The following is a 20,510-nucleotide window of genomic DNA, read 5'->3' as shown; positions in this document are numbered from 1 at the left end:
TGGCGGGGGCTGCACGAACCACCCGACCTGGGGTCGGGCGAGGCAGAAACCAAATTGGACGCGCCGATGCACTGCATCGGGATGCGTAATCCCGCCATAGTAGGGGCTATTGGGAAGCCCCGCAGGAAAATCGCTGAAATCTTTAAGATTGCAAGTTAAGTGCCGATTTAACGGCCACCGATTCGTGCGGTGTGGCCATATGACGGGCCGAGCGGCGCGGTTGTCGACGGCCGGGCTGGTTTTCGGCCGTGGCGCTGCGGGCCTTTCGCCGGCGCGCCCGGGCCGCCGAGTCCGTGCCGCTGGCTACGATGGCCGATGAATGTGAGGTGTCTCACCAGTACCCGGAGTGTTCACGCGATGACTTCACCTATCGGGCAAGCCCGGGTCCCTCGACTGCCCCTCGACGAGGCCAAAGCGGCCGCCGACGAGGCCGCGGTGCCCGACTACATGGCCGAGCTCAGCATCTTCCAGGTGTTGCTCAACCATCCGACGCTGGCGCGCTCCCTCAACGACCTGCTCGCCACCATGCTTTGGCACGGCGCCCTCGACCCGCGGTTGCGGGAGCTGGTCATCATGCGGATCGGCTGGCTCACCGCGTGCGATTACGAGTGGACGCAGCACTGGAGGGTCGCGTCGGGCCTGGGCGTGAGCCCCGACGACATCCTCGGCGTGCGCGATTGGCAGGGGTATGACGGCTTCGGGCCCGCCGAGCGCGCGGTGCTGGCGGCCACCGACGACGTGGTGCGCGACGGCGCGGTAAGCGCGGCGAGTTGGGCCGCGTGCTCGCGCGAATTACACAGTGACACAGCGGTTCTCATAGAGCTTGTCACCGCCATCGGCGCGTGGCGAATGGTCGCGTCGATCCTGCACAGCCTCCAGGTTCCGCTGGAAGACGGCGTGTCCAGCTGGCCGCCGGACGGCCGGTCGCCGTAACGATTGACTTATCAGTCAGTAACTCATAACGTCGGGCGATGCGAACCAGAGTCGCCGAGATGCTCGGCGTTGAGTTTCCGATCTGCGCCTTCAGCCATTGCCGTGACGTGGTGGCCGCGGTAACCAACGCGGGCGGATTCGGAGTCCTCGGCGCCGTCGCGCACAGTCCGCAGCGTCTGCAGAACGAGCTGACCTGGATCGAGGAGCAGACGGGCGGCAAGCCGTACGGTGTGGACCTGTTGTTGCCGCCCAAATACGTCGGCGCCGAGCAGGGCGGGATCGACGCCAAACAAACCAGGGAGCTGCTTCCCGAGGAGCACCGCGCGTTCGTCGAGGACCTCCTGGCCCGCTACGGCGTCGCGGCGCCCACCGGCGAGCCCAAGGCGTCATCCGGCGGCCTCAACATCTCGCCCAAGGGCTACGAGCCGCTGCTCGAGGTGGCCTTCGCCCACAACATCCGGCTGATCGCCAGCGCGCTCGGGCCGCCCCCCGCCGACCTCGTCGAGCGCGCCCACCGACACGACGTCCTGGTGGCCGCGCTGGCCGGCACCACCCAGCACGCGCGGCGGCACGCGGCCGCGGGTGTCGACCTGATCGTCGCGCAGGGCACCGAGGCCGGTGGCCACACCGGAGAGGTGGCGACGATGGTCCTGGTGCCCGAGGTGGTGGATGCCGTGGCGCCGGTTCCCGTGCTCGCCGCCGGCGGCATCGCCCGCGGTCGCCAGGTTGCCGCGGCCCTGGCGCTGGGCGCGGAGGGGGTGTGGTGCGGGTCGGTGTGGCTGACCACCGAGGAGGCCGAGACGGTCCCGGTCGTCAAGGAGAAGTTCCTGGCGGCCAGCTCGTCGGACACCGTGCGGTCCCGGTCGATGACCGGCAAGCCGGCCCGGATGCTGCGCACCGCCTGGACCGACGAGTGGGCCCGCCCGGACACCCCCGACCCGCTCGGCATGCCGCTGCAGACCGCGCTGGTCACTGGCGCGCAGGTGCGCATCAACCAGGCGGCCACCCACCCGGGTGCCGAGGCGCGCGAGCTGGCGACCTACTTCGTCGGCCAGGTGGTCGGCTCGCTCGACAAGGTCCGCCCGGTGCGCTCGGTGGTGCTCGACATGGTGGAGGAGTTCATCGACACGATCGGCCGGCTCGACGGCCTGGTCGATACGTGACGAGCGCGACCCGGCGGCGCCGCGCGGTCAGCGACGAGGACAAGTCGCAGCGGCGCGACCAGATTATGGCGGCCGCCAAGGAAGTCTTCGCGCGCAAGGGTTTTCACGCCACGACGATCGCCGACATCGCCAAGCGGGCCGGCTTGGCGTACGGGTCGGTCTACTGGTACTTCGACTCCAAGGACGAGCTGTTCCACGCGTTGATGGCCGCCGAGGAGGGCACGCTGCGCGACCACGTCGTTTCGGCGCTGGCCGCGGCGGGGGTGCCGGCGGCGGACGCCGGGCACGAGGAGCCGCTTCGCGTCGCCGTACGCGCGACGCTGGAGTTCTTCGAGTCCGACAAGGCCACGGTGCAGCTGCTGCTTCGCGATCCGTATGCCATGGGCGAGCGATTCGAGAAGCACCTCGGCGGGATCTACGAGCGGTTCATCGACGACATCGAAACCTTCATCGTCGCGGCGCAGGCGCGTGGCGAGGTGGTCGCCGCACCGCCGCGCATGGTGGCGTACGCGCTGGCCGCGCTCGTCGGGCAGCTGGCGCACCGGCGGCTGCGCACCGACGACGACGTCACGGCGGCCGAGGTGGCCGATTTCGTCGTGGCGCTAGCGCTGGACGGGCTGCGTCCGCGCGAAGCTGGCTGAAGCCTGTGTGCGCGCGTAATGAACGCATAAAGATTGGGTGACACAGCGCCAGGGCGTTTGACCGTGTCGTGCCCGTCGTGCATTATCGGTCGCGTATGCACCTCGTTAGGTGAGGCGTCTACACGAATACAGGCCACTGACCCCGAACGTCCAAAGACGCCCCGGGTCAGGACAGCTCCTCCCGGCTTAAGGGTTGAGCCCAGGTGGCTTCCGGAATATCGGACACGTCGTGTAGTGCCAAAGCTCTGACGAGAGGGGTGCGGATCTCCGGCGATCGCCGGTTTCTGTACTCCTTTTGGTGCGCGTAGATCGTGCGAAAACCGCACGCGTCGTGACGTCGAGGAGGTGAGGGACGTATGAGTTCCAGCGACAGTCCGGGCCGAAGTCCGAACTGTGTTTCGTCCCGATCCGTTCTCCCGAGCGACCTTCGCGCCTAGCCAATCGGCTTCGCGGCCAAGCGTTCTGGGGTTCGGAACCACTACGGGACGGGACACGTCAGTCCATTCAGTCCTCGATTTTGATTCCGACTAGGAGACGATCATGACCGCAGTTCTGCACGACGAAGTGGTAACCGTAGCCCCCGCCCGCACGCTGACGGTGGTGCGCGACGCCAACCCGGCCCCCGCCGCCAAGGCGGCGCGCCCGGTCGACAGCCGGACCATCGTGATCAGCGACCCGGTGGTGGACGGCGCCGCTCACCTGTTGAGCATCGGCCTGCGCCACGTGTACGCGGCGCTGTGGCGCGTCGGTGTCCTCGAAGTCCGGTCCTGAGATATGGCGCACCGATGGACGGCGAGCATTCAGGGCTCCGAGGGGCTACCCGGCCGCAGGTCTTTCCTGAGGCCAGGTAGCTCCTCGGGGTGCGGCACTTGAGTAGAATCGACGCAGTGGCATCGATCCGGCGATCACCGGGGAGCCTTCGGAAGAACGGCCGGCGCGGCTCAGTAGAACCGAACGGGTAGGCCCGTCACAGCCTGCATCGAGCGGTCGCGCGCGAGCGCGGCAAGCGGGGTGGTACCGCGGCGCTCGCGCACCGTGCGCGTCGTCGTCCCCGGCCTGAGCAGGACGGCCACAGGAGACGACACACATCGTGACCGAGAACGCTGACGTCAAGGCCTATCCGAAGCTGGCCGGCGGGGCGCCGGACTTCCCGGCGCTCGAGGTCGAGGTCCTCGACTACTGGGCCCGCGACGACACCTTCCGGGCCAGCATCGCGCGCCGCGACGGCGCCCCGGAGTACGTGTTCTACGACGGGCCGCCGTTCGCCAACGGGTTGCCCCACTATGGCCACCTGCTCACCGGGTACGTCAAGGACATCGTGCCGCGGTACCGCACCATGCGCGGCTACAAGGTCGAGCGCCGGTTCGGCTGGGACACCCACGGGCTGCCCGCCGAGCTGGAGGTCGAGCGCCAGCTCGGCATCACCGACAAGTCCCAGATCGACGACATGGGCATCGCGGCGTTCAACGAGGCCTGCCGCGAATCGGTGTTGCGCTACACCGACGAGTGGCGGGCGTACGTCACGCGCCAGGCGCGCTGGGTCGACTTCGACAACGACTACAAGACGCTGGATCCCAGCTACATGGAGTCGGTGATCTGGGCGTTCAAGCAGCTGTGGGACAAGGGCCTGGCCTACGAGGGCTACCGGGTGCTGCCGTATTGCTGGCGCGACGAAACCCCGTTGTCCAACCACGAATTGCGGATGGACGACGACGTCTACCAGAGCCGCCAGGACCCGGCTCTGACCGTGGGATTCAAGGTTTCCGGGGGTGAGCTGGACGGCGCCCATCTGTTGGTGTGGACGACGACGCCGTGGACCCTGCCGTCGAACCTGGCGGTGGCCGTGCACCCGGACATGACCTACGTGCAGATCCGCGCAGGCGAGCGCCGTTTCGTGCTAGCCGAGGCCCGGCTGGGCGCCTACGCGCGAGAGCTGGGGGTGGGGGCACCTCCCGCTTGCGGGGGAGAGCCCGAGGTGCTGGGCACCTATCGGGGCGCGGATTTGTTGGGCACGCGCTACCTGCCGCCGTTTCCCTATTTCATGGACACGGCGAAGGCGTTTCGGGTGCTGCGGGGCGATTTCGTCACCACCGAGGACGGCACCGGGATCGTGCATATGGCGCCGGCCTACGGCGAGGACGACATGGCGGTCTGCGATGCGGCCGGCATTGCGCCGGTCACCCCGGTGGATTCCAAGGGCCGCTTCGACGCGACCGTCCCGGATTACCAGGGGCAGCGCGTCTTTGACGCCAACCCGAACATCATCCGGGATTTGAAGAACGGCAGCGGCCCGGCGGCCGCGAACGGCGCGGTGCTGGTCCGCCACGAGACCTACGAGCACCCCTACCCGCACTGTTGGCGGTGCCGCAACCCGCTGATCTACCGGGCGGTGTCGTCGTGGTTCGTCGCGGTCACCGAATTCCGGGACCGGATGGTCGAACTCAACCAGCAGATCACCTGGTACCCCGAACACGTCAAGGACGGCCAGTTCGGCAAGTGGCTGCAGGGCGCGCGCGACTGGTCGATCTCGCGAAACCGCTACTGGGGCACGCCGATTCCGGTGTGGAAGTCCGACGACGCCGCTTACCCGCGCGTCGACGTCTACGGCAGCCTGGACGAGCTGGAGCGCGACTTCGGGGTGCGGCCCACCAATTTGCACCGGCCCTACATCGACGAGCTCACCCGGCCCAACCCCGACGACCCGACGGGTCGCAGCACGATGCGGCGCATCCCCGACGTGCTCGACGTGTGGTTCGACTCGGGCTCGATGCCCTATGCCCAGGTGCACTACCCGTTCGAGAACGACGAGTGGTTCGACGGCCACTATCCGGGCGACTTCATCGTCGAGTACATCGGCCAGACCCGCGGCTGGTTCTACACGCTGCACGTGCTGGCCACCGCACTGTTCGACCGGCCGGCATTCAAAACCTGTGTGGCACATGGGATCGTGCTGGGTTCCGACGGCCAGAAGATGAGCAAGTCGCTGCGCAACTACCCGGACGTGTCCGAGGTTTTCGACCGTGACGGCTCCGACGCCATGCGGTGGTTCCTGATGGCCTCGCCGATCCTGCGCGGCGGCAACCTGATCGTCACCGAGCAGGGCATCCGCGAGGGCGCGCGGCAGGTGCTGCTGCCGCTGTGGAACGCATACAGCTTCCTGGCTTTGTACGCGCCGAAAGTCGGTAGCTGGCGCACCGATTCGGCCAACGTGCTGGACCGCTACATCCTGGCCAAGCTGGCGGAGCTGCGCGGGGACCTGACGGAGTCGATGGAGACCTGCGACATTTCCGGGGCCTGCGAGCAGCTGCGCCAGTTCACCGAGGCGCTGACGAACTGGTATGTGCGACGGTCGCGTTCGCGGTTCTGGGAGGAAGACGCCGAGGCCATCGACACCCTGCACACCGTGCTGGAGGTGACCGCTCGGTTGGCCGCTCCGCTGTTGCCGTCCGTCACCGAGGTCATCTGGCGGGGGTTGACCTTCGGGCGTTCGGTGCACCTGACCGACTGGCCCGGAGCGGACGTCCTATCGGCGGATCCCGATCTGGTCGCCGCCATGGATCAGGTGCGGGAAGTCTGCTCGGCGGCGTCGTCGCTGCGCAAGGCCAAGAAGCTGCGGGTTCGCCTGCCGCTGCCGAAACTGACCGTGGCGGTGGGCAATCCGCAGCGGCTGGAGCCGTTCGTCGACCTGATCGCCGACGAGCTCAACGTCAAGCGTGTCGAACTCACCGACGCGATCGACACGTACGGCCGGTTCGAGCTCACCGTCAACGCGCGGGTGGCGGGGCCGCGGCTGGGCAAACACGTGCAGGCCGCCATCAAGGCGGTCAAGGCCGGCGAGGGCGTCGTCAACCCCGACGGCACCCTGACCGCGGGCCCCGCGGTGCTGCAGCCCGAGGAGTACAGCTCCCGCCTGGTGGCCGCGGATCCGGACTACACCGCGGCGCTGCCCGACGGGTCCGGTCTGGTGGTGCTGGACGGCACGGTGACGCCCGAGCTGGAGGCCGAGGGTTGGGCCAAGGACCGGATCCGCGAGCTGCAGGAGCTGCGCAAGTCGACCGGGCTGGATGTGTCCGACCGCATCAGCGTGGTGATGTCGGTGCCCGCCGGGCGGGCCGACTGGGCGCAGGCGCACCGTGATCTGATCGCGGGGGAGATACTCGCGACCAGTTTCGAGTTCGGCGAACCCGCCGACGGCGCCGAGATCGGTGACGGCGTGCGGGTAGCTATCGCGAAGGCATGACCGCGAGAGTGCAACTGGCGACACGTTTCCCGAGTAGGGGTGTCGCCAGTTGCACTTTCGCGCGGTGTCGGAGGCCCATGGCATTCTTCGGCCATGGGGAAGGGGACACCATTTATCGGCACGCACGCGGTCGATGCGGGCACCGTCACGGAACGTGAGCTCCGACGGTCGTGCACGCGGATTATCGCAATGTCTATCAACGGGGTGGCAGCGTCCTGACCGCGAAGGATAGGGCGGTGGCCGCCTGGCTGTGGTCGGGCAAGACGGCGGTTGTCGCCGGGAACTCCGCCGCCGCCTTGCTCGGCGCGGAGTGGGTCGATCCGCACGCGCCGGCGGAGCTCATCAGCAGTCGCAAACGCTCGCCGCGGTTGATCGTCACGCGGAACGAGTCGTTGTTGGCCGGGGAGATCACCTCAATGAATAGCGTGGCGGTCACGTCGCCGGCCCGCACCGCGTTCGACTTGGGACGGCGTCCCAGGCTGGTCCCCGCCGTTGTCGCTGTCGACTCGTTGGCGGGGGCCACCGGCTTTCCGGTCGATGAGGTACTGCCGCTGATTGAGGCGCACCGCGGCGCTCGCGGCGTGAGGCAGTTGCGACAAGTGCTCGCTCTCGTCGATGCGGGAGCAGAATCGCCGCAGGAGACTCGGACCCGGCTCGCGATCATCTCCGCCGGCTTACCCAGACCCCAAACCCAAATACCGGTCCGCAACGAGTGGGGCGCCGTGCTGGCGCGCATCGACATGGGGTGGGAGCAGTGGCGCGTCGGTGTCGAATACGACGGAGCGCAGCACTGGACCGACCCGCGGATTCGCGCCAGGGACATCGACCGCGCCGCTGAGTTGGAGCGACGGGGCTGGCGGATCATCCGAGTCAGCGCCGACCTGCTGCGGAACCGACCCGACATCGCCATCGCCCGGATCCGCGGAGCTCTGGTGGCGGCGGGCTGTCCCTGTTGACCGCGAAAGTGCAGCTAGCAACGCATTTCGCGAGTGAGGGCGTCGGTAGTTGCACTTTCGCGGCAAAAAGTTCCGAAAAAACTGTCCGAGCCATCGGGGGTGGCTGCTCCTACCTGTGACGGCGGCCCAACGGGGGTCGCGACCACAGTTAAGGAACACGCCATGAGCACCATCGAAGACTTCCAGTCGAGGACCTTCGCCGCCCTTCGGCCCGACGACCTGACGGTTGCCGCTATGCCCCACGAGGACCTCACCGTCGGCGAGGCGTGGGCGTCGAGCCCCCTGGGCGACCCCGCGATCGAGGACGGATCGATGTCCACGCCCGCGGAATTCGAGGACTTTGCGCCCACGACCGTGACCGCGAAGCCGCGCTCCAGGGGCACGAACTTCTTGGTGGCGGGGGCGGTGGTTGCGGCGCTCGGCGCGGTCGCCGGCGTCGGCCTGATGCTCATCGATGGGTCGGGCAAGGAGCAGAAGCCGGCCGTCGTGGTGCCGAACTCCGTCGTCAGCCCGGCGTCGCCCCAGGCCCCCAGCGCGGTTGCGCCGCCGGCCGTGGCGCCGGCTCCGCCCTCGGCGGCCACGCCTCCCGACGCCGCGCAGGTCTCACCCGGTGCGACCGGACCCGCCGGCGGCGGGGAAGCGCCCGTCGTGGTCCTGCCCGCGCCTGCGCCGGCGCCCGTGGCGGCCCCGGCCGATCCCGGTGCCCCGGCCGACCCGGGCACCCCGCCGCCCCCTCCGTCGGTGACGGTCAACGTCCCGGGAGTGATCCCGGTGCCCGTGCCCGTGCCCGTTCCCGTTCCCGTGCCGCCGCAGCAGGGTGGCGGCCAGCAGCAGGGTGGTGGCCAGCAGCAGGGTGGTGGCCAGCAGCAGGGCGGTGGCCAGCAGCAGGGCGGCGGGCAGCAGGGTGGCGGCCACCCGCCGGTCCAGTGCCTTGCCTGCCAGCAACATCCGATCCAGCAGCAGCCGATTCACCCACTGCCGATCCAGCAGCAGCCGATCCACCCGCAACCGATCCAGCAGCAGCCCGTTCACCCGCAGCCGATGCAGCAGCTGCCGACCCCCGGGAAGAAGTGAGCCCGGTTGCTCAACCGCGAGAGTGCAACTGCCGACAGGTTCCCGAGAGGGCCGGTCGGCAGTTGCGCTTTCGCGGTCTGGTTACCCGCGCGACCGAAGCGCGCGGCGGGCGTGCGGCCAGAACGGCATCCCCGCCACGACCGTCGCGCCGGTCGCGATGACGCCGACCGCGACGTCGACGCTCTGACGGCCGTCGCGCGCCCAGTAGACGTCCTTGAGGTCCAGCAGCAGGGCCAGCTCGTCGACGATCATCGCGTTCGCGGCGCCGTACGCGATCGCCGCCGCGGGGTGCCGCCGCTGCTTCTCCGATCCGCGCAGACCCACGCCGGCCACCGTCGCCAGCATCCCGATGCCGATGTTGTAGTGGTGAAAGTGCTTGCCGCCCAAGCTCACTCCGCCACCCGACGGCCCGTGGCCGGCTCGGATCCAGTGCGTGAGCCCGCGCAGACCGGCAAACGTGAGCGTGAACGACGTCCAGGCCAGCACGGTGGCCTGCTCACCGGGTAGCAACCGCTGGTCCCACTGGTGGCGCAACCGCGCCAGCCGGGGCTTCGGCGCGCTTCGCTCGGCGTCCATACCCCAGGACGTTAGACCAATAGCATCTGCAGTTGTGGAGTCCCGCTGGGTGCTGCACCTGGACATGGACGCGTTCTTCGCCTCCGTCGAGCAGCTGACCCGACCGACCCTGCGGGGGCGGCCGGTGCTGGTCGGCGGGCTGGGCGGCCGGGGAGTGGTGGCCGGCGCCAGCTACGAGGCGCGGGTGTTCGGCGCCCGGTCGGCCATGCCGATGCATCAGGCGCGCCGGCTGATCGGTGTGACCGCGGTGGTACTGCCGCCGCGCGGTGTGGTGTACGGGGTGGCGAGCCGCCGGGTCTTCGACACGGTGCGCCGCCTGGTGCCCGTCGTCGAGCAGCTGTCCGTCGACGAGGGCTTCGGTGAACCGCAGGGGCTGGCCGGGGCGGCGGCCGGGGAGGTCGAGGCGTTCTGCGAGCGTTTGCGGCGACGCATTCGCGACGAGACCGGGCTGGTCGCCTCCGTCGGCGCCGGTTCGGGCAAGCAGATCGCCAAGATCGCGTCCGGCCTGGCCAAACCCGACGGCGTGCGGGTGGTCCCGCACGCCGAGGAGCAATCGCTGCTCGGGGGGTTGCCGGTGCGGCGGCTGTGGGGCATCGGCCCGGTCGCCGAGGAAAAGCTGAATCGGCTCGGCATCGAGACGATCGGGCAGCTGGCCGCGCTGACCGACGCCGAGGTGGCCAACCTGCTCGGCGCGACGGTCGGTCCGGCGTTGCACCGCCTGGCCCGCGGCATCGACGACCGCCCCGTCGCCGAGCGTGCGGAGGCCAAGCAGATCAGCTCGGAGTCGACCTTCGCCGTCGACCTGACCAGCCTCGAGCAGCTGCGCGACGCGATCGACCCGATCGCCGAGCACGCGCACCAACGCCTGCTGCGCGACGGCCGCGGCGCGCGCACCGTCACGGTCAAGCTGAAGAAGTCGGACATGAGCACGCTGACCCGCTCCGCGACGCTGCCCTACGCCACGACCGAAGCGGGCGCGTTGATCGCGCTGGCCCGCCGGCTGCTGCTCGACCCGCGCGAGATCGGGCCGATTCGCCTTCTCGGCGTAGGGTTTTCGGGCCTGAGCGACGTGCGCCAGGAGTCGTTGTTTCCCGACCTGGACCTGGCGGGGGAGGTGTCCGACGAGCAACAGGTGCAGACGGCGACCGAGGCGATGTTCGCGCCCGCCCCGGAAGCGTCGGCGTGGCGGATCGGCGACGACGTCTCCCACCGCGAACTTGGGCACGGCTGGGTGCAGGGCGCCGGCCACGGGGTGGTGACCGTGCGGTTCGAGACCCGCGGCTCGGGGCCGGGCCCGGCGCGCACGTTCCCCGCCGACACGAGCGACCTCACCGGCGCCAACCCCGTCGACTCCCTGGACTGGCCCGACTACATCGGCGCGCTGCAGGCCGACGCGGTGCTATCCCCAGCGGTCGATGACGTCGGCGACGGGTAGCCCCGCGGCCAGCGCGGCCATCGCCAGGACCCGCGCCTGCGGCGGCCGCAGCCTCGGCACCATCACCGCGCCGGCGGCCGCCATCTCGTGGCCGGGGCCGTAACTCGCGCCGACCCGCCCGCCGGGGACGCGGGTGGACACCGCGATGACCACCCCGGCGCCGCAGTGCCGGCGCACCCCCTCGACCACCGCCGCTCCGGCGTTGCCCGAGCCCAGCGCCTCCAGCACGACGGCTCGGGCGCCCGCGGCCACACAGGCGTCCAGCGCCACCGAGTCACTGCCCAGGTACGCCGCGACGATGTCGACCCGCGGCGCGCCAACGGCGCTGAGGTCGCCGAGATACGGTCGCGTCTTGGCGCCCGCCAGCGTCACGTCGCCGCGCACCGCGCCGACGAGCTCGCCGGCGAAGCCGCTCAGCTCGTCGGTGGCAATCTTGTGCATGCCCAGCGGCTGCAGGACCCGGCCGGCGAAGCACACCAGGACCCCCAGGCCGCGGGCGGCGGGGCTGGCCGCGACCGCCAACGCATCGCGCAGGTTCCCCGGGCCGTCGGCGTCGGGGGCGTCGGCGCTGCGCATGGCCCCGGTCAGGGCGACCGGAACGTCGCCCGCGTGGGTGAGGTCCAGCCACAGGGCGGTCTCTTCCATGGTGTCGGTGCCGTGGGTGATGACCACACCCTCGGCGCCGTCGTCGATCGCGGCGCGCACGGCGTCACGGATGCGGTCCCAGTCGGCCGGCGTCAACTCCGAGCTGTCGAGGGACATCAGGTCGACGACACTGACGTCGAACGTCCCGCTGAGGGGCGCTGTGAGGTCCGCGCCGCTGTAGGCGGGTCGTCGCACCCCGTCGGCGCCTTTGCCGGTCGATATCGTGCCTCCGGTGGCGATGACGGTAAGGCGGCCCATGGTGGCATCATCGCGCACGTTCGGCTTAGGGGATGATGGTGACGTGTCCGACGAACCATCAGGGCCGGCCCCGGAGGTGGCCGAAGCCGAACCCGCACCCACCAGGCCGCCGAGGCGGCTGCGCCTGCTGCTGTCGGTCGCGGCGGTGGTGCTGGCCCTCGACATCGTGACGAAGGTGCTCGCCGTCAAGCTGCTGCCACCGGGCCAGCCGGTGTCGATCATCGGCGACACGGTGACCTGGACCCTGGTGCGCAACTCGGGCGCGGCGTTCTCGATGGCCACCGGGTACACCTGGGTGCTGACGCTGATCGCGACGGGCGTGGTGGTCGGCATTTTCTGGATGGGGCGACGGCTGGTGTCGCCGTGGTGGGCGGTCGGGCTCGGAATGATCCTCGGCGGCGCCATGGGCAACCTCGTCGATCGCTTCTTCCGGTCGCCCGGGCCGCTGCGCGGCCACGTCGTGGACTTTTTGTCGGTCGGCTGGTGGCCGGTATTCAATGTCGCCGACCCGTCGGTGGTCGGCGGGGCCATCCTGCTGGTGGCGCTGTCGATCTTCGGCTATGACTTCGACACCATAGGTCGTCGGCGGCCCACCACCCCGGAGAGCGGCCGGCGAGAGGCCGGCCAGCGTTGAGCGAACGATCGATGCCGGTCCCCGAGGGACTGGCGGGCATGCGCGTCGACGCCGGGTTGGCGCGCCTGCTGGGGCTGTCGCGCAGCGCGGCGGCCGCGCTGGCCGAAGGCGGTGGCGTCGAACTCGACGGGGCGCGGGCGGGCAAGTCCGACCGCCTTACCGGTGGCGCCTTCCTGCACGTGCGCCTGCCCGAGGCGCCGGCCCCGCCGGAAAACACGCCCGTCGACATCGAGGGCATGACGATCCTGTATTCGGACGACGACATCGTCGCGGTCGACAAGCCCGCCGCGGTGGCCGCCCACGCGTCGGTGGGCTGGACCGGTCCCACGGTGCTCGGCGGTCTGGCCGCCGCCGGTTACCGGATCACCACCTCCGGCGTGCCCGAGCGGCAGGGCATCGTGCATCGCCTCGATGTCGGCACCTCCGGGGTGATGGTGGTGGCGCTGTCCGAGCGCGCCTACACGGTGCTCAAGCGGGCGTTCAAGCAGCGCACCGTCGACAAGCGTTACCACGCGCTGGTGCAGGGACATCCGGATCCGTCCAGCGGGACGATCGACGCCCCGATCGGACGGCACCGCGGCGGCGAGTGGAAGTTCGCCGTGACCAAGGATGGCCGGCACAGCCTCACCCACTACGACACCGTCGAGGCCTTCGTCGCGGCGAGCCTGCTCGACGTGCACCTGGAAACCGGTCGCACCCACCAGATCCGGGTGCACTTCTCCGCGCTGCACCATCCGTGCTGCGGTGACCTCGTCTATGGAGCCGACCCGGTGCTGGCGAAAAGACTTGGGCTGGAACGGCAATGGCTGCACGCTCGTTCGCTGTCCTTCGCCCACCCGGCCGACGGCAGGCGGATGGAGATTGTCAGCCCTTACCCACCCGATCTGCAGCACGCGCTCGACGTGTTGCGCGCCGAGGGCTGATCACCCCGCCCTGCGGGCCTCGACCAGGACGCGCGTCGGGTGCGCGACGAAGGGCCCGTCGGCCTCGATCTGCTGGTGAAGTTGCCGCAGCCGGTCCCGGTAGCGCTCCACGGTGAAGTCCGGCACCGTCCACACCACCTTGCGCAGGAAGTAGACGACGGCGCCGATGTCGAAGAACTCGGCCCGGAGCCGCTCCGCGCGCAAATCCACGACCTGCAGGCCCGCGGCCTCCACCTGCGCGCGCACGGAGTCGGGGTGAAACTCGGCCCATTTCTCCGGTTGTGGCCCGATGAAGTACTCGACGAGCTCGCCCATGGTGGCGGGCCCGATGTGCTGCGCGAAGTAGGTGCCGCCCGGCCGCAGCACGCGACGGATCTCGGCCCACCACACCGAGATCGGATGACGGGTGGTCACCAGATCGAACGCCTCGTCGGCGAACGGCAGCGGCGGCTCGTCCCGGGTGGCCACGAGGACCACGCCCAGCGGATGTAGGCGTTTGGTCGCCAGCGCCGCGTTCGGGGGCCACGTCTCGATGGCCGCCATGGTGGGCGGAAACGGCCCCGCGCCCGCCAGCACCTCGCCGCCGCCGGTGTGAATGTCCAGCGCGGCCGACACCGTCGCCAAGCGACCGCTCAGCTTCCGCTGGAAGCCCCAGGACGGCCTCTCCTCGGTCGCGCGGCCGTCGAGCCAGGAGAAGTCCCAGCCGTCGACGGGTACGGAATCGGCTTCGGCGACCAGATCTTCGAATGTGCGGGACATGCATTGCATTGTCGCCGAAGCTCCGAGATCGCCGCCATGGTCGCGGCCGGCGGGTCAGACCGTGCTGGTTTCGGGCGAGGCGATCTCCGGGGCCAGCGGCGCGATGGCGCTGAGGATGTCGGTCACGGTCCCCGACGGCACCCCGGCGGCGGCGAGCGCCTCGGCCAGGTGCCCGGCCACCAGGCTGAAGTGATGCATGTTGATGCCGCGCCCCTGGTGCACCTGCTTCATCGGCGCGCCGGTGTAGGGCTCCGGCCCGCCGAGCGCGGCCGCGAAGAACTCGACCTGCTTGCCCTTGAGGCGGTTCATGTTCGTGCCGGTGAAAAAGCCCGACAGTTGGTCATCGGCAAGCACCCGAACGTAGAAGTCCTCGACGACGACTTCGATGGCCTCGTGCCCGCCGATCCGGTCGTAAATCGTGGTCGGCTCAGGTTTGCGGAAGCGTGCCAAAATTTTCATATAGCCGATTGGAACATTGCGGCGTTGCCCACCAGTTAGTGCACGATCACACCCCGATTACCCTCTGTAACACGGGGATTGCCCTCGACTGGCCGCGGCTCGGGTCGTCGTGTGAGCCGAGGGATCACGGTTCACCTGGCGGCAATCCTGCCTCCGACGGCCGGCGGATGCCCTAGGTTGGTTCTATGACCCACGTCACATTGCCCGTCAGGAGCGAACGCCGATGAATCTCCTTGGTGACTTGACCAGCCTGGTGGAAAAGCCATTCGCGGCGATGTCCAGCATCATCAACACCCCCAACTCGGCCGGGCGATACCGGCCGTTCTATCTGCGGAACGTGCTGGATGCGGTGCAGGGCCGCACCCTCAAGGATGCCGTTCGGGGCAAAACCGTCCTGATCACCGGCGGGTCCTCGGGCATCGGGGAGGCCGCCGCCAAGAAGATCGCCGAAGCGGGCGGCGTGGTGGTGCTGGTCGCGCGCACCCGGGAGAACCTCGAGAAGGTCGCCTCTGAAATCGAGGGCAACGGCGGAACGGCCCACGTCTATCCGTGCGACCTGTCCGACACGGACGCCATCGCCGCGATGGCTGACCAGGTGCTCGACGACCTCGGGGGCGTCGACATCCTGATCAACAACGCCGGGCGGTCCATTCGGCGCTCGCTGAAGCTGTCCTACGACCGCATCCACGACTACCAGCGGACCATGCAACTGAACTACCTCGGCGCGGTCCAGCTCATCCTCAAGTTCATCCCCGGGATGCGGGAACGCGGCTTCGGGCAGATCATCAACGTCTCCTCGGTCGGCGTGCAGACCCGCGCGCCGCGTTTCGGCGCCTACATCGCCAGCAAGGCCGCCCTGGACAGCCTGTGCGACGCCCTGCAGGCCGAGGTGGTGAACGACGACGTCAAGTTCACCACCGTGCACATGGCGCTGGTGCGCACGCCGATGATCAGCCCGACCACGATGTACGACAAGTTCCCCGCGCTCACGCCGGACCAGGCGGCCGGGGTGATCGCGGATGCGATCGTGCACCGGCCGAGGCGGGCGAGCTCGCCGTTCGGGCAGTTCGCCGCGGTCGCCGACGCGGTCAACCCGGCGGTGATGGACCGCCTGCGCAACCGCGCGTTTGGCATGTTCAAAGACTCCGACGCGGCCAAGGGCGGCGAATCGTCGGGCGATGCAGAACATTTCGACAAGCGCAGCGAGACGTTTGTCCGGGCGACCCGAGGGATACATTGGTGACAACATGAGTCTTCCGAAACCTGACACCGATACCACCGTCGTCATCACCGGCGCCTCCTCCGGCATCGGCGCCGAATTGGCTCGCGGCCTGGCCCGCCGCGGATTCCCGCTGCTGCTGGTCGCGCGGCGCCGCGAGCGGCTCGACGAACTCGCCAACGAGGTGGGCCAGGAATACTCGGTGGCGGTCGAGGTGCTGCCGCTGGACCTCAGCGATCCCAAGAGCCGCGCCAAGCTGGCGGACCGGCTGCGCACCGAGCCGATCGGCGGGCTGTGCAACAGCGCCGGTTTCGGCACCAGCGGGGTCTTCTACGAGCTGCCGCTCGATCGGGAGAGCGAACAGGTCACACTCAACGCGCTGGCATTGATGGAACTCACCCACGCGGTCCTGCCCGGCATGGTCGAGCGCGGCGCCGGCGCGGTGATGAACATCGCGTCGATCGCCGGTTTCCAGCCGTTGCCCTACATGGCCGTGTATTCGGCCACCAAGGCGTTCGTGCAGACGTTCTCCGAGGCCATCCACGAGGAGCTGCACGGAACCGGGGTGTCGGTCACGGTGCTGTGCCCGGGCCCGGTCCCCACGGAATGGGCCGAGATCGCCAACGCCGAGCGGTTCAGCATCCCGGTGGCGCAGGTTTCGCCGCGCGACGTGGCCGAGGCGGCCATCGGCGGGATGCTGGCCGGCAAGCGCAGCGTGGTTCCGGGCATCGTGCCCAAGGTCGTCAGCACCGGCGGCAGGTTCGTGCCGCGCACCTTGCTGCTGCCCGGGCTGCGGATCGGCAACCGATTCCGCGGCGGGCCAAGCCGCTGATGGCCGCGGTTGACCTGACCGCCGACATGCCGATGACCCCGCAGGACATGTGGGGCCACGTCTCGGACCTGTCGGAATTGGGCGAATGGCTGGTGATGCACGAGGGCTGGCGCAGCGAGCTGCCCGACGAGATCAGCGAGGGCACCGAGATCGTGGGAGTGGCGCGGTCCAAGGGCCTGCGCAACCGGGTGACGTGGACGGTGACGAGGTGGGACCCGCCGCACGAGGTCGCGATGTCGGGGTTGGGCAAGGGCGGAACGAAATACGCCGTCACGCTCACGGTGCGCGCCGCCGGGGACGGGTCCACCCTGGGCCTGCGCCTCGAACTGGGGGGACGCGCGTTGTTCGGCCCGGTAGGTTCCGCCGCGGCCCGCGCGGTCAAAGGGGACGTCGAGAAGTCGCTCAGGCAGTTTGTGGAGCTGTACGGCTAGGCAGCACCGCCGGGTCGTCGTCCTCCCATAGGAGCAATTGCCGCACCGCCGCGCGCGACCCGTAGGGCTGCAGCATCTGGCTGGCCGGCCGCGGCCGCACGCGTTGCGGCCACCAGAACCAGCGCCCCAGAAGCGTTGCGACGGAAGGCGTCATGAAGGAACGCACGATCAGCGTGTCGAACAACAGCCCCAAGCCGATGGTGGTCCCGATCTGGCCCAGCACTTGGAAACCGCTGAACACGAACGCGCACATGGTGACCGCGAAGACGAGGCCGGCGGAGGTCACCACCGAGCCGGAGCCGGCCATCGAGCGGATGATGCCGGTCTTCAGGCCGGCATGGATCTCCTCTTTGAATCGCGAGATCAGCAACAGGTTGTAGTCGGACCCCACCGCCAACAGCAGGATCACCGCCAGCGCCAGCACGACCCAATACAGCTTGATGCCGAACATGTACTGCCACACCAGCACGGACAGCCCGAAGGAGGCGCCGAGGGAAAGGGCCACCGTGCCCACGATGACCAGCGCCGCGACCAGGCTTCTCGTGATGATCATCATGATGAGCAGAATGAGGGCCAGCGCGGCGAGCCCGACGATCAGCAGGTCGTACTTGGCGCCGTCCTGGATGTCCTTGTACGTCGCGGCGGTGCCACCGATGTAGATCTGGGCGTCGGCCATCGGCGTGCCCTTCAGGGCCTCGTGCGCGGCGGTGACGATCGGGTCGATGTGGGAAATGCCTTGCGGCGTGGCGGGATCGCCGTCATGGGTGACGATCATCCGGGCCGCCTTGCCGTCGGGCGAGAGGAACAGTTTCAGCCCGCGCTTGAAGTCGGGGTTGTTGAACACCTCGGGGGGCAGGTAGAAGCTGTCGTCGTTCTTCGCGGTGTCGAAGGCCCGCCCCAGCGCCGTCGCATTGTCGATCGCGGCCTGCGTCTGGGCGTTGATGCCGCCCTGGGTGGCGTGGCTCGCCAACGCCAGTTCGCGGTTGGTCTCCTGGCTGTCGATCTGGGGCGGGATCAGTGCGACCAGTTTCGGCTGCAGCGCGTCGAGCTTGTCCAGGGTGGCCGTCAGGTTTTCGAATTTTTCGGTGAGCTGATCGACGCCGTCGAGGGCGTCGAGGACCGAACGGATCGCCCAGCAGGCGGGGATGTCGAAGCAGTGTCTCTCCCAATAGAAATAGCTGCGGATCGGCCGGAAGAAGTCGTCGAAATTCGCGATCTTGTCCCGCAGGTCCCTGATCGTGTCGACCGTGTCGTGAAAGCTCTGCGTTTCGGCGTGGGTGGCCGAGGCGAGCTGCTGCTGCAGGGCGTACTGCTGCTTGAGGATGTTGATGGTCTTCGCCAGTTCGCCGGCCTGCTTCAGCAGGTCGTCCGCCCGATCCCGTTGGTACGTCAGGTTTTCCTGCTGGGCGGCGCTCTGATTGCTGATCACGAAGGCCAGCGAGCTGTGGTCGAGCGGGGTTCCCAGCGGCCGGGTGATGGTCTGGACCTGCGCGACGCCGCGCACGTGGAACACCGCCTTGGCCACCCGGTCCAGGATGAGCATGTCGGCCGGGTTGCGCATGTCGTGATCCGTTTCGACCATCAGCAATTCGGGCTCGAGCCGGGCGCGCGAGAAGTGCTTCTCGGCGGCGGTGTAACCGATGTTGGCCGGAGCGTTGGCGGGCATGTAGGGGCGGGTGTCGTAGCTCGTCTTGTAGCCGGGCAACGCGAGCAGGCCGACCAGGGCCAGGGCGCATGCCGCCGTGAGGATGGGGGCGGGCCAACGGACGATCGCCGTGCCGATCCGTCGCCAACCGCGGGTTCGCATCGCGCGTTTCGGCTCGAACACGCCCAGGGCGGCGCCCAGGGTGAGCACCGCGGGGCCCAGGGTGAGCGAGGCGAAAAGCGCCACGAGGATGCCGAGAGCGGCTGGGATGCCCAGGCTTTGGAAATACGGCAGCCGGGTGAAACCCAGACAGGCCACCGCGCCGGCCACGGTCAGGCCCGAACCCAGGACGATGTGGGCCGTCCCGTGATACATGGTGTAGTAGGCGTTTTCCTTCTCCTCGCCGGCACCGCGCGCTTCCTGATAGCGGCCGACGAAGAAGATCGCGTAGTCCGTTCCGGCGGCGATCACCAGCAACGTCAGTAGGTTCGTCGCGTACGTCGACAGCCCGATGATCCCGGCGTTGCCCAGGAAGGCGACGATCCCTCGGGCGGCGGACATTTCGATGAGGACCGTGACGAGCACGAGCAGCATCGTGAAGAGGGAACGGTAGACGAACAGCAACATCACCGCGATCACGCCGACGGTGATCGCCGTGACCTTCGCGGTGCCCTTGCTGCCGACGTCGAACTGATCGGAGATGAGCGGCGCCGCGCCGGTCACATAGACCTTGACGCCGGGCGGGGGTTGCATGTGCTCAACGATGTCGCGGACGGCGCCGACGCCCTCGTTGGCCAGCGCCGAGCCCTGATTGCCCGCGAGGAACAGCTGGACGTAAGCGGCCTTGCCGTCGCCGCTCTGCGATCCCGCAGCGGTCAGGGTGTCGCCCCAGAAGTCCTGAACGTGCTCGACGTGCTTGCGGTCCTGCTCGAGCTTGCGGACCATCTCGTCATAAAAGCGGTGTGCGTCCGCGCCGAGCGGCTTGTCGCCTTCCAGCACGATCATGGCCGAGCTGTCGGTGTCGAACTCGTGAAACGCCTGACCGATGCGCTTGATCGCCTTCAGCGATGGCGCGTCGGGGGAGTTCAGCGCCACGTTGTGGGTTTTTCCCACCTCTTCCAGCTGCGGCACCGCGATGTTGGTGATGGCGGCCAGCGCCACCCAGAACAGCAGGATCGGCACCGAGAGCCGGCGGATGGTGTGCGGCAGGCGGGGCCGCGTCCGTTGATCGTTGCTCATCCCGACTTATCCAGACAGAAGGTGTAGGCGTCGACTTCGTTCACGGTGCGTTCGTCCTTGACCTCGCCGTTGACGGTGATCCGGCAGCCGAGGGTGCCGCCGGTGCCCTGCGCCACCACGTTGCCGACGACCGCGGGCTGCGTGGTGGTGATGGTGTACGACCAGGGCAGGGGCGCGTTTCTGACTTGCTGCGGCTGAGCGTTGACGTCCAGGTAGTTGATCGTCGCCACGGCGCCCGGCGTGCCGAAGACTTCGAGAACCACCTGTTTGGGGTTGAACGGCACGATCTCGTTGGACAGGCCGCTGTTGGCCGAGACGTTGGAATGGGAGCCGAAGATCCCGTGCAGGCGATAGATCGCGAATCCCGTGAGCACGACGACGAGCACCGCGACCAACGGTATCCACCGTCGCCTGACGACGGATGTAATCGAAATCCCCTTCACCCGTT

The 20,510-nt window shown here is 68.8% G+C and carries 18 protein-coding genes, 1 pseudogene and 1 riboswitch; of the genes and pseudogenes, 13 read left to right on the top strand and 6 right to left on the bottom strand.

Going from position 1 to position 20,510, the window contains the following annotated elements:
* The first annotated feature begins 369 nt into the window (after positions 1 to 369).
* The 7 genes and pseudogenes from A5787_RS21140 to A5787_RS27465 all read left to right on the top strand — a co-directional run bounded on the left by A5787_RS21140 (position 370) and on the right by A5787_RS27465 (position 9,007).
* Positions 370 to 933 carry a carboxymuconolactone decarboxylase family protein gene (locus A5787_RS21140; RefSeq protein WP_156764060.1) on the top strand — a complete coding sequence of 188 codons (564 nt, stop codon included), beginning with the start codon at positions 370 to 372 and terminating at the stop codon, positions 931 to 933.
* A gap of 38 nt (positions 934 to 971) precedes the next feature.
* Positions 972 to 2,096 (top strand): nitronate monooxygenase family protein, encoded by a 1,125-nt coding sequence (locus A5787_RS21135; RefSeq protein ID WP_066970634.1) that lies wholly within the window; start codon positions 972 to 974, stop codon positions 2,094 to 2,096.
* Positions 2,093 to 2,737 (top strand): TetR/AcrR family transcriptional regulator, encoded by a 645-nt coding sequence (locus A5787_RS21130; protein WP_066970632.1) that lies wholly within the window; start codon positions 2,093 to 2,095, stop codon positions 2,735 to 2,737. Before A5787_RS21135 ends, A5787_RS21130 begins: the two co-directional genes overlap by 4 nt.
* A gap of 94 nt (positions 2,738 to 2,831) precedes the next feature.
* Positions 2,832 to 3,001: riboswitch (M-box (ykoK) riboswitch) on the top strand.
* 276 nt (positions 3,002 to 3,277) lie between these two features.
* Complete coding sequence (locus A5787_RS21125; RefSeq protein WP_066970630.1) at positions 3,278 to 3,508, top strand: Rv1535 family protein; 231 nt, start codon at positions 3,278 to 3,280, stop codon at positions 3,506 to 3,508.
* A gap of 319 nt (positions 3,509 to 3,827) precedes the next feature.
* Positions 3,828 to 6,977: an isoleucine--tRNA ligase gene (gene ileS / locus A5787_RS21120; protein ID WP_066970628.1), complete on the top strand. Its 3,150-nt coding sequence runs from the start codon at positions 3,828 to 3,830 to the stop codon at positions 6,975 to 6,977.
* Positions 6,978 to 7,070: 93 nt separating this feature from the next.
* Positions 7,071 to 7,933 (top strand): annotated as a pseudogene (locus tag A5787_RS21115) (DUF559 domain-containing protein).
* A 162-nt stretch (positions 7,934 to 8,095) separates the two neighbouring features.
* Entirely contained in the window at positions 8,096 to 9,007 is a 912-nt protein-coding gene (locus tag A5787_RS27465) for a hypothetical protein (RefSeq protein WP_066970626.1), read from the top strand.
* Positions 9,008 to 9,088: 81 nt separating this feature from the next.
* Here A5787_RS27465 and A5787_RS21105 read toward each other — a convergent pair whose 3' ends face one another.
* Positions 9,089 to 9,583 carry a hypothetical protein gene (locus A5787_RS21105; RefSeq protein WP_066970624.1) on the bottom strand — a complete coding sequence of 165 codons (495 nt, stop codon included), beginning with the start codon at positions 9,581 to 9,583 and terminating at the stop codon, positions 9,089 to 9,091.
* A 49-nt stretch (positions 9,584 to 9,632) separates the two neighbouring features.
* Here A5787_RS21105 and A5787_RS21100 point away from each other — a divergent pair, with 49 nt between their 5' ends.
* Positions 9,633 to 11,018, top strand: coding sequence for a DNA polymerase IV (locus A5787_RS21100; RefSeq protein ID WP_066970652.1), 1,386 nt, complete (start codon positions 9,633 to 9,635; stop codon positions 11,016 to 11,018).
* On the opposite strand, the gene A5787_RS21095 is transcribed toward A5787_RS21100, so the two are convergent.
* Positions 10,983 to 11,921 carry an asparaginase gene (locus A5787_RS21095; RefSeq protein WP_066970654.1) on the bottom strand — a complete coding sequence of 313 codons (939 nt, stop codon included), beginning with the start codon at positions 11,919 to 11,921 and terminating at the stop codon, positions 10,983 to 10,985. The genes A5787_RS21100 and A5787_RS21095 overlap by 36 nt on opposite strands.
* A gap of 43 nt (positions 11,922 to 11,964) precedes the next feature.
* Here A5787_RS21095 and lspA point away from each other — a divergent pair, with 43 nt between their 5' ends.
* Together lspA and A5787_RS21085 are read left to right on the top strand one after the other, a co-directional pair.
* Entirely contained in the window at positions 11,965 to 12,555 is a 591-nt protein-coding gene (lspA, locus tag A5787_RS21090) for a signal peptidase II (RefSeq protein WP_197507324.1), read from the top strand.
* Positions 12,552 to 13,478, top strand: a complete 927-nt coding sequence (locus A5787_RS21085; protein WP_082977353.1) for an RluA family pseudouridine synthase — start codon at positions 12,552 to 12,554, stop codon at positions 13,476 to 13,478. Before lspA ends, A5787_RS21085 begins: the two co-directional genes overlap by 4 nt.
* Here A5787_RS21085 and A5787_RS21080 read toward each other — a convergent pair whose 3' ends face one another.
* Positions 13,479 to 14,237 carry a class I SAM-dependent methyltransferase gene (locus A5787_RS21080; RefSeq protein WP_066970618.1) on the bottom strand — a complete coding sequence of 253 codons (759 nt, stop codon included), beginning with the start codon at positions 14,235 to 14,237 and terminating at the stop codon, positions 13,479 to 13,481.
* 54 nt (positions 14,238 to 14,291) lie between these two features.
* On the bottom strand, positions 14,292 to 14,696 hold the full coding sequence (locus A5787_RS21075) for a group 1 truncated hemoglobin (RefSeq protein WP_066970616.1): 405 nt from the start codon (positions 14,694 to 14,696) through the stop codon (positions 14,292 to 14,294).
* 223 nt (positions 14,697 to 14,919) lie between these two features.
* Between A5787_RS21075 and A5787_RS21070 the strand changes: the two genes are divergently transcribed.
* From A5787_RS21070 to A5787_RS21060, 3 genes are read left to right on the top strand one after another with little or no spacing between them, the layout of a single operon-like run.
* Positions 14,920 to 15,939: an SDR family NAD(P)-dependent oxidoreductase gene (locus tag A5787_RS21070; protein ID WP_066970614.1), complete on the top strand. Its 1,020-nt coding sequence runs from the start codon at positions 14,920 to 14,922 to the stop codon at positions 15,937 to 15,939.
* 4 nt (positions 15,940 to 15,943) lie between these two features.
* On the top strand, positions 15,944 to 16,747 hold the full coding sequence (locus A5787_RS21065) for an SDR family oxidoreductase (protein WP_066970612.1): 804 nt from the start codon (positions 15,944 to 15,946) through the stop codon (positions 16,745 to 16,747).
* Positions 16,747 to 17,178, top strand: coding sequence for an SRPBCC family protein (locus A5787_RS21060; RefSeq protein ID WP_066970610.1), 432 nt, complete (start codon positions 16,747 to 16,749; stop codon positions 17,176 to 17,178). Before A5787_RS21065 ends, A5787_RS21060 begins: the two co-directional genes overlap by 1 nt.
* On the opposite strand, the gene A5787_RS21055 is transcribed toward A5787_RS21060, so the two are convergent.
* Both A5787_RS21055 and A5787_RS21050 read right to left on the bottom strand, forming a co-directional pair.
* Entirely contained in the window at positions 17,150 to 20,062 is a 2,913-nt protein-coding gene (locus A5787_RS21055; RefSeq protein WP_066970607.1) for an RND family transporter, read from the bottom strand. The two genes, A5787_RS21060 and A5787_RS21055, sit on opposite strands and share 29 nt — an antisense overlap.
* Complete coding sequence (locus A5787_RS21050; RefSeq protein ID WP_369829151.1) at positions 20,059 to 20,490, bottom strand: MmpS family transport accessory protein; 432 nt, start codon at positions 20,488 to 20,490, stop codon at positions 20,059 to 20,061. Before A5787_RS21050 ends, A5787_RS21055 begins: the two co-directional genes overlap by 4 nt.
* Between the last annotated feature and the right edge of the window lie 20 nt (positions 20,491 to 20,510).

The sequence above is a fragment of the Mycobacterium sp. 852002-50816_SCH5313054-b genome, from assembly GCF_001667185.1.
GTDB lineage: Bacteria > Actinomycetota > Actinomycetes > Mycobacteriales > Mycobacteriaceae > Mycobacterium.
The sequence above is the reverse complement of the archived record's forward strand: the minus strand, read 5'-3'. Positions and strand labels throughout refer to the sequence as shown.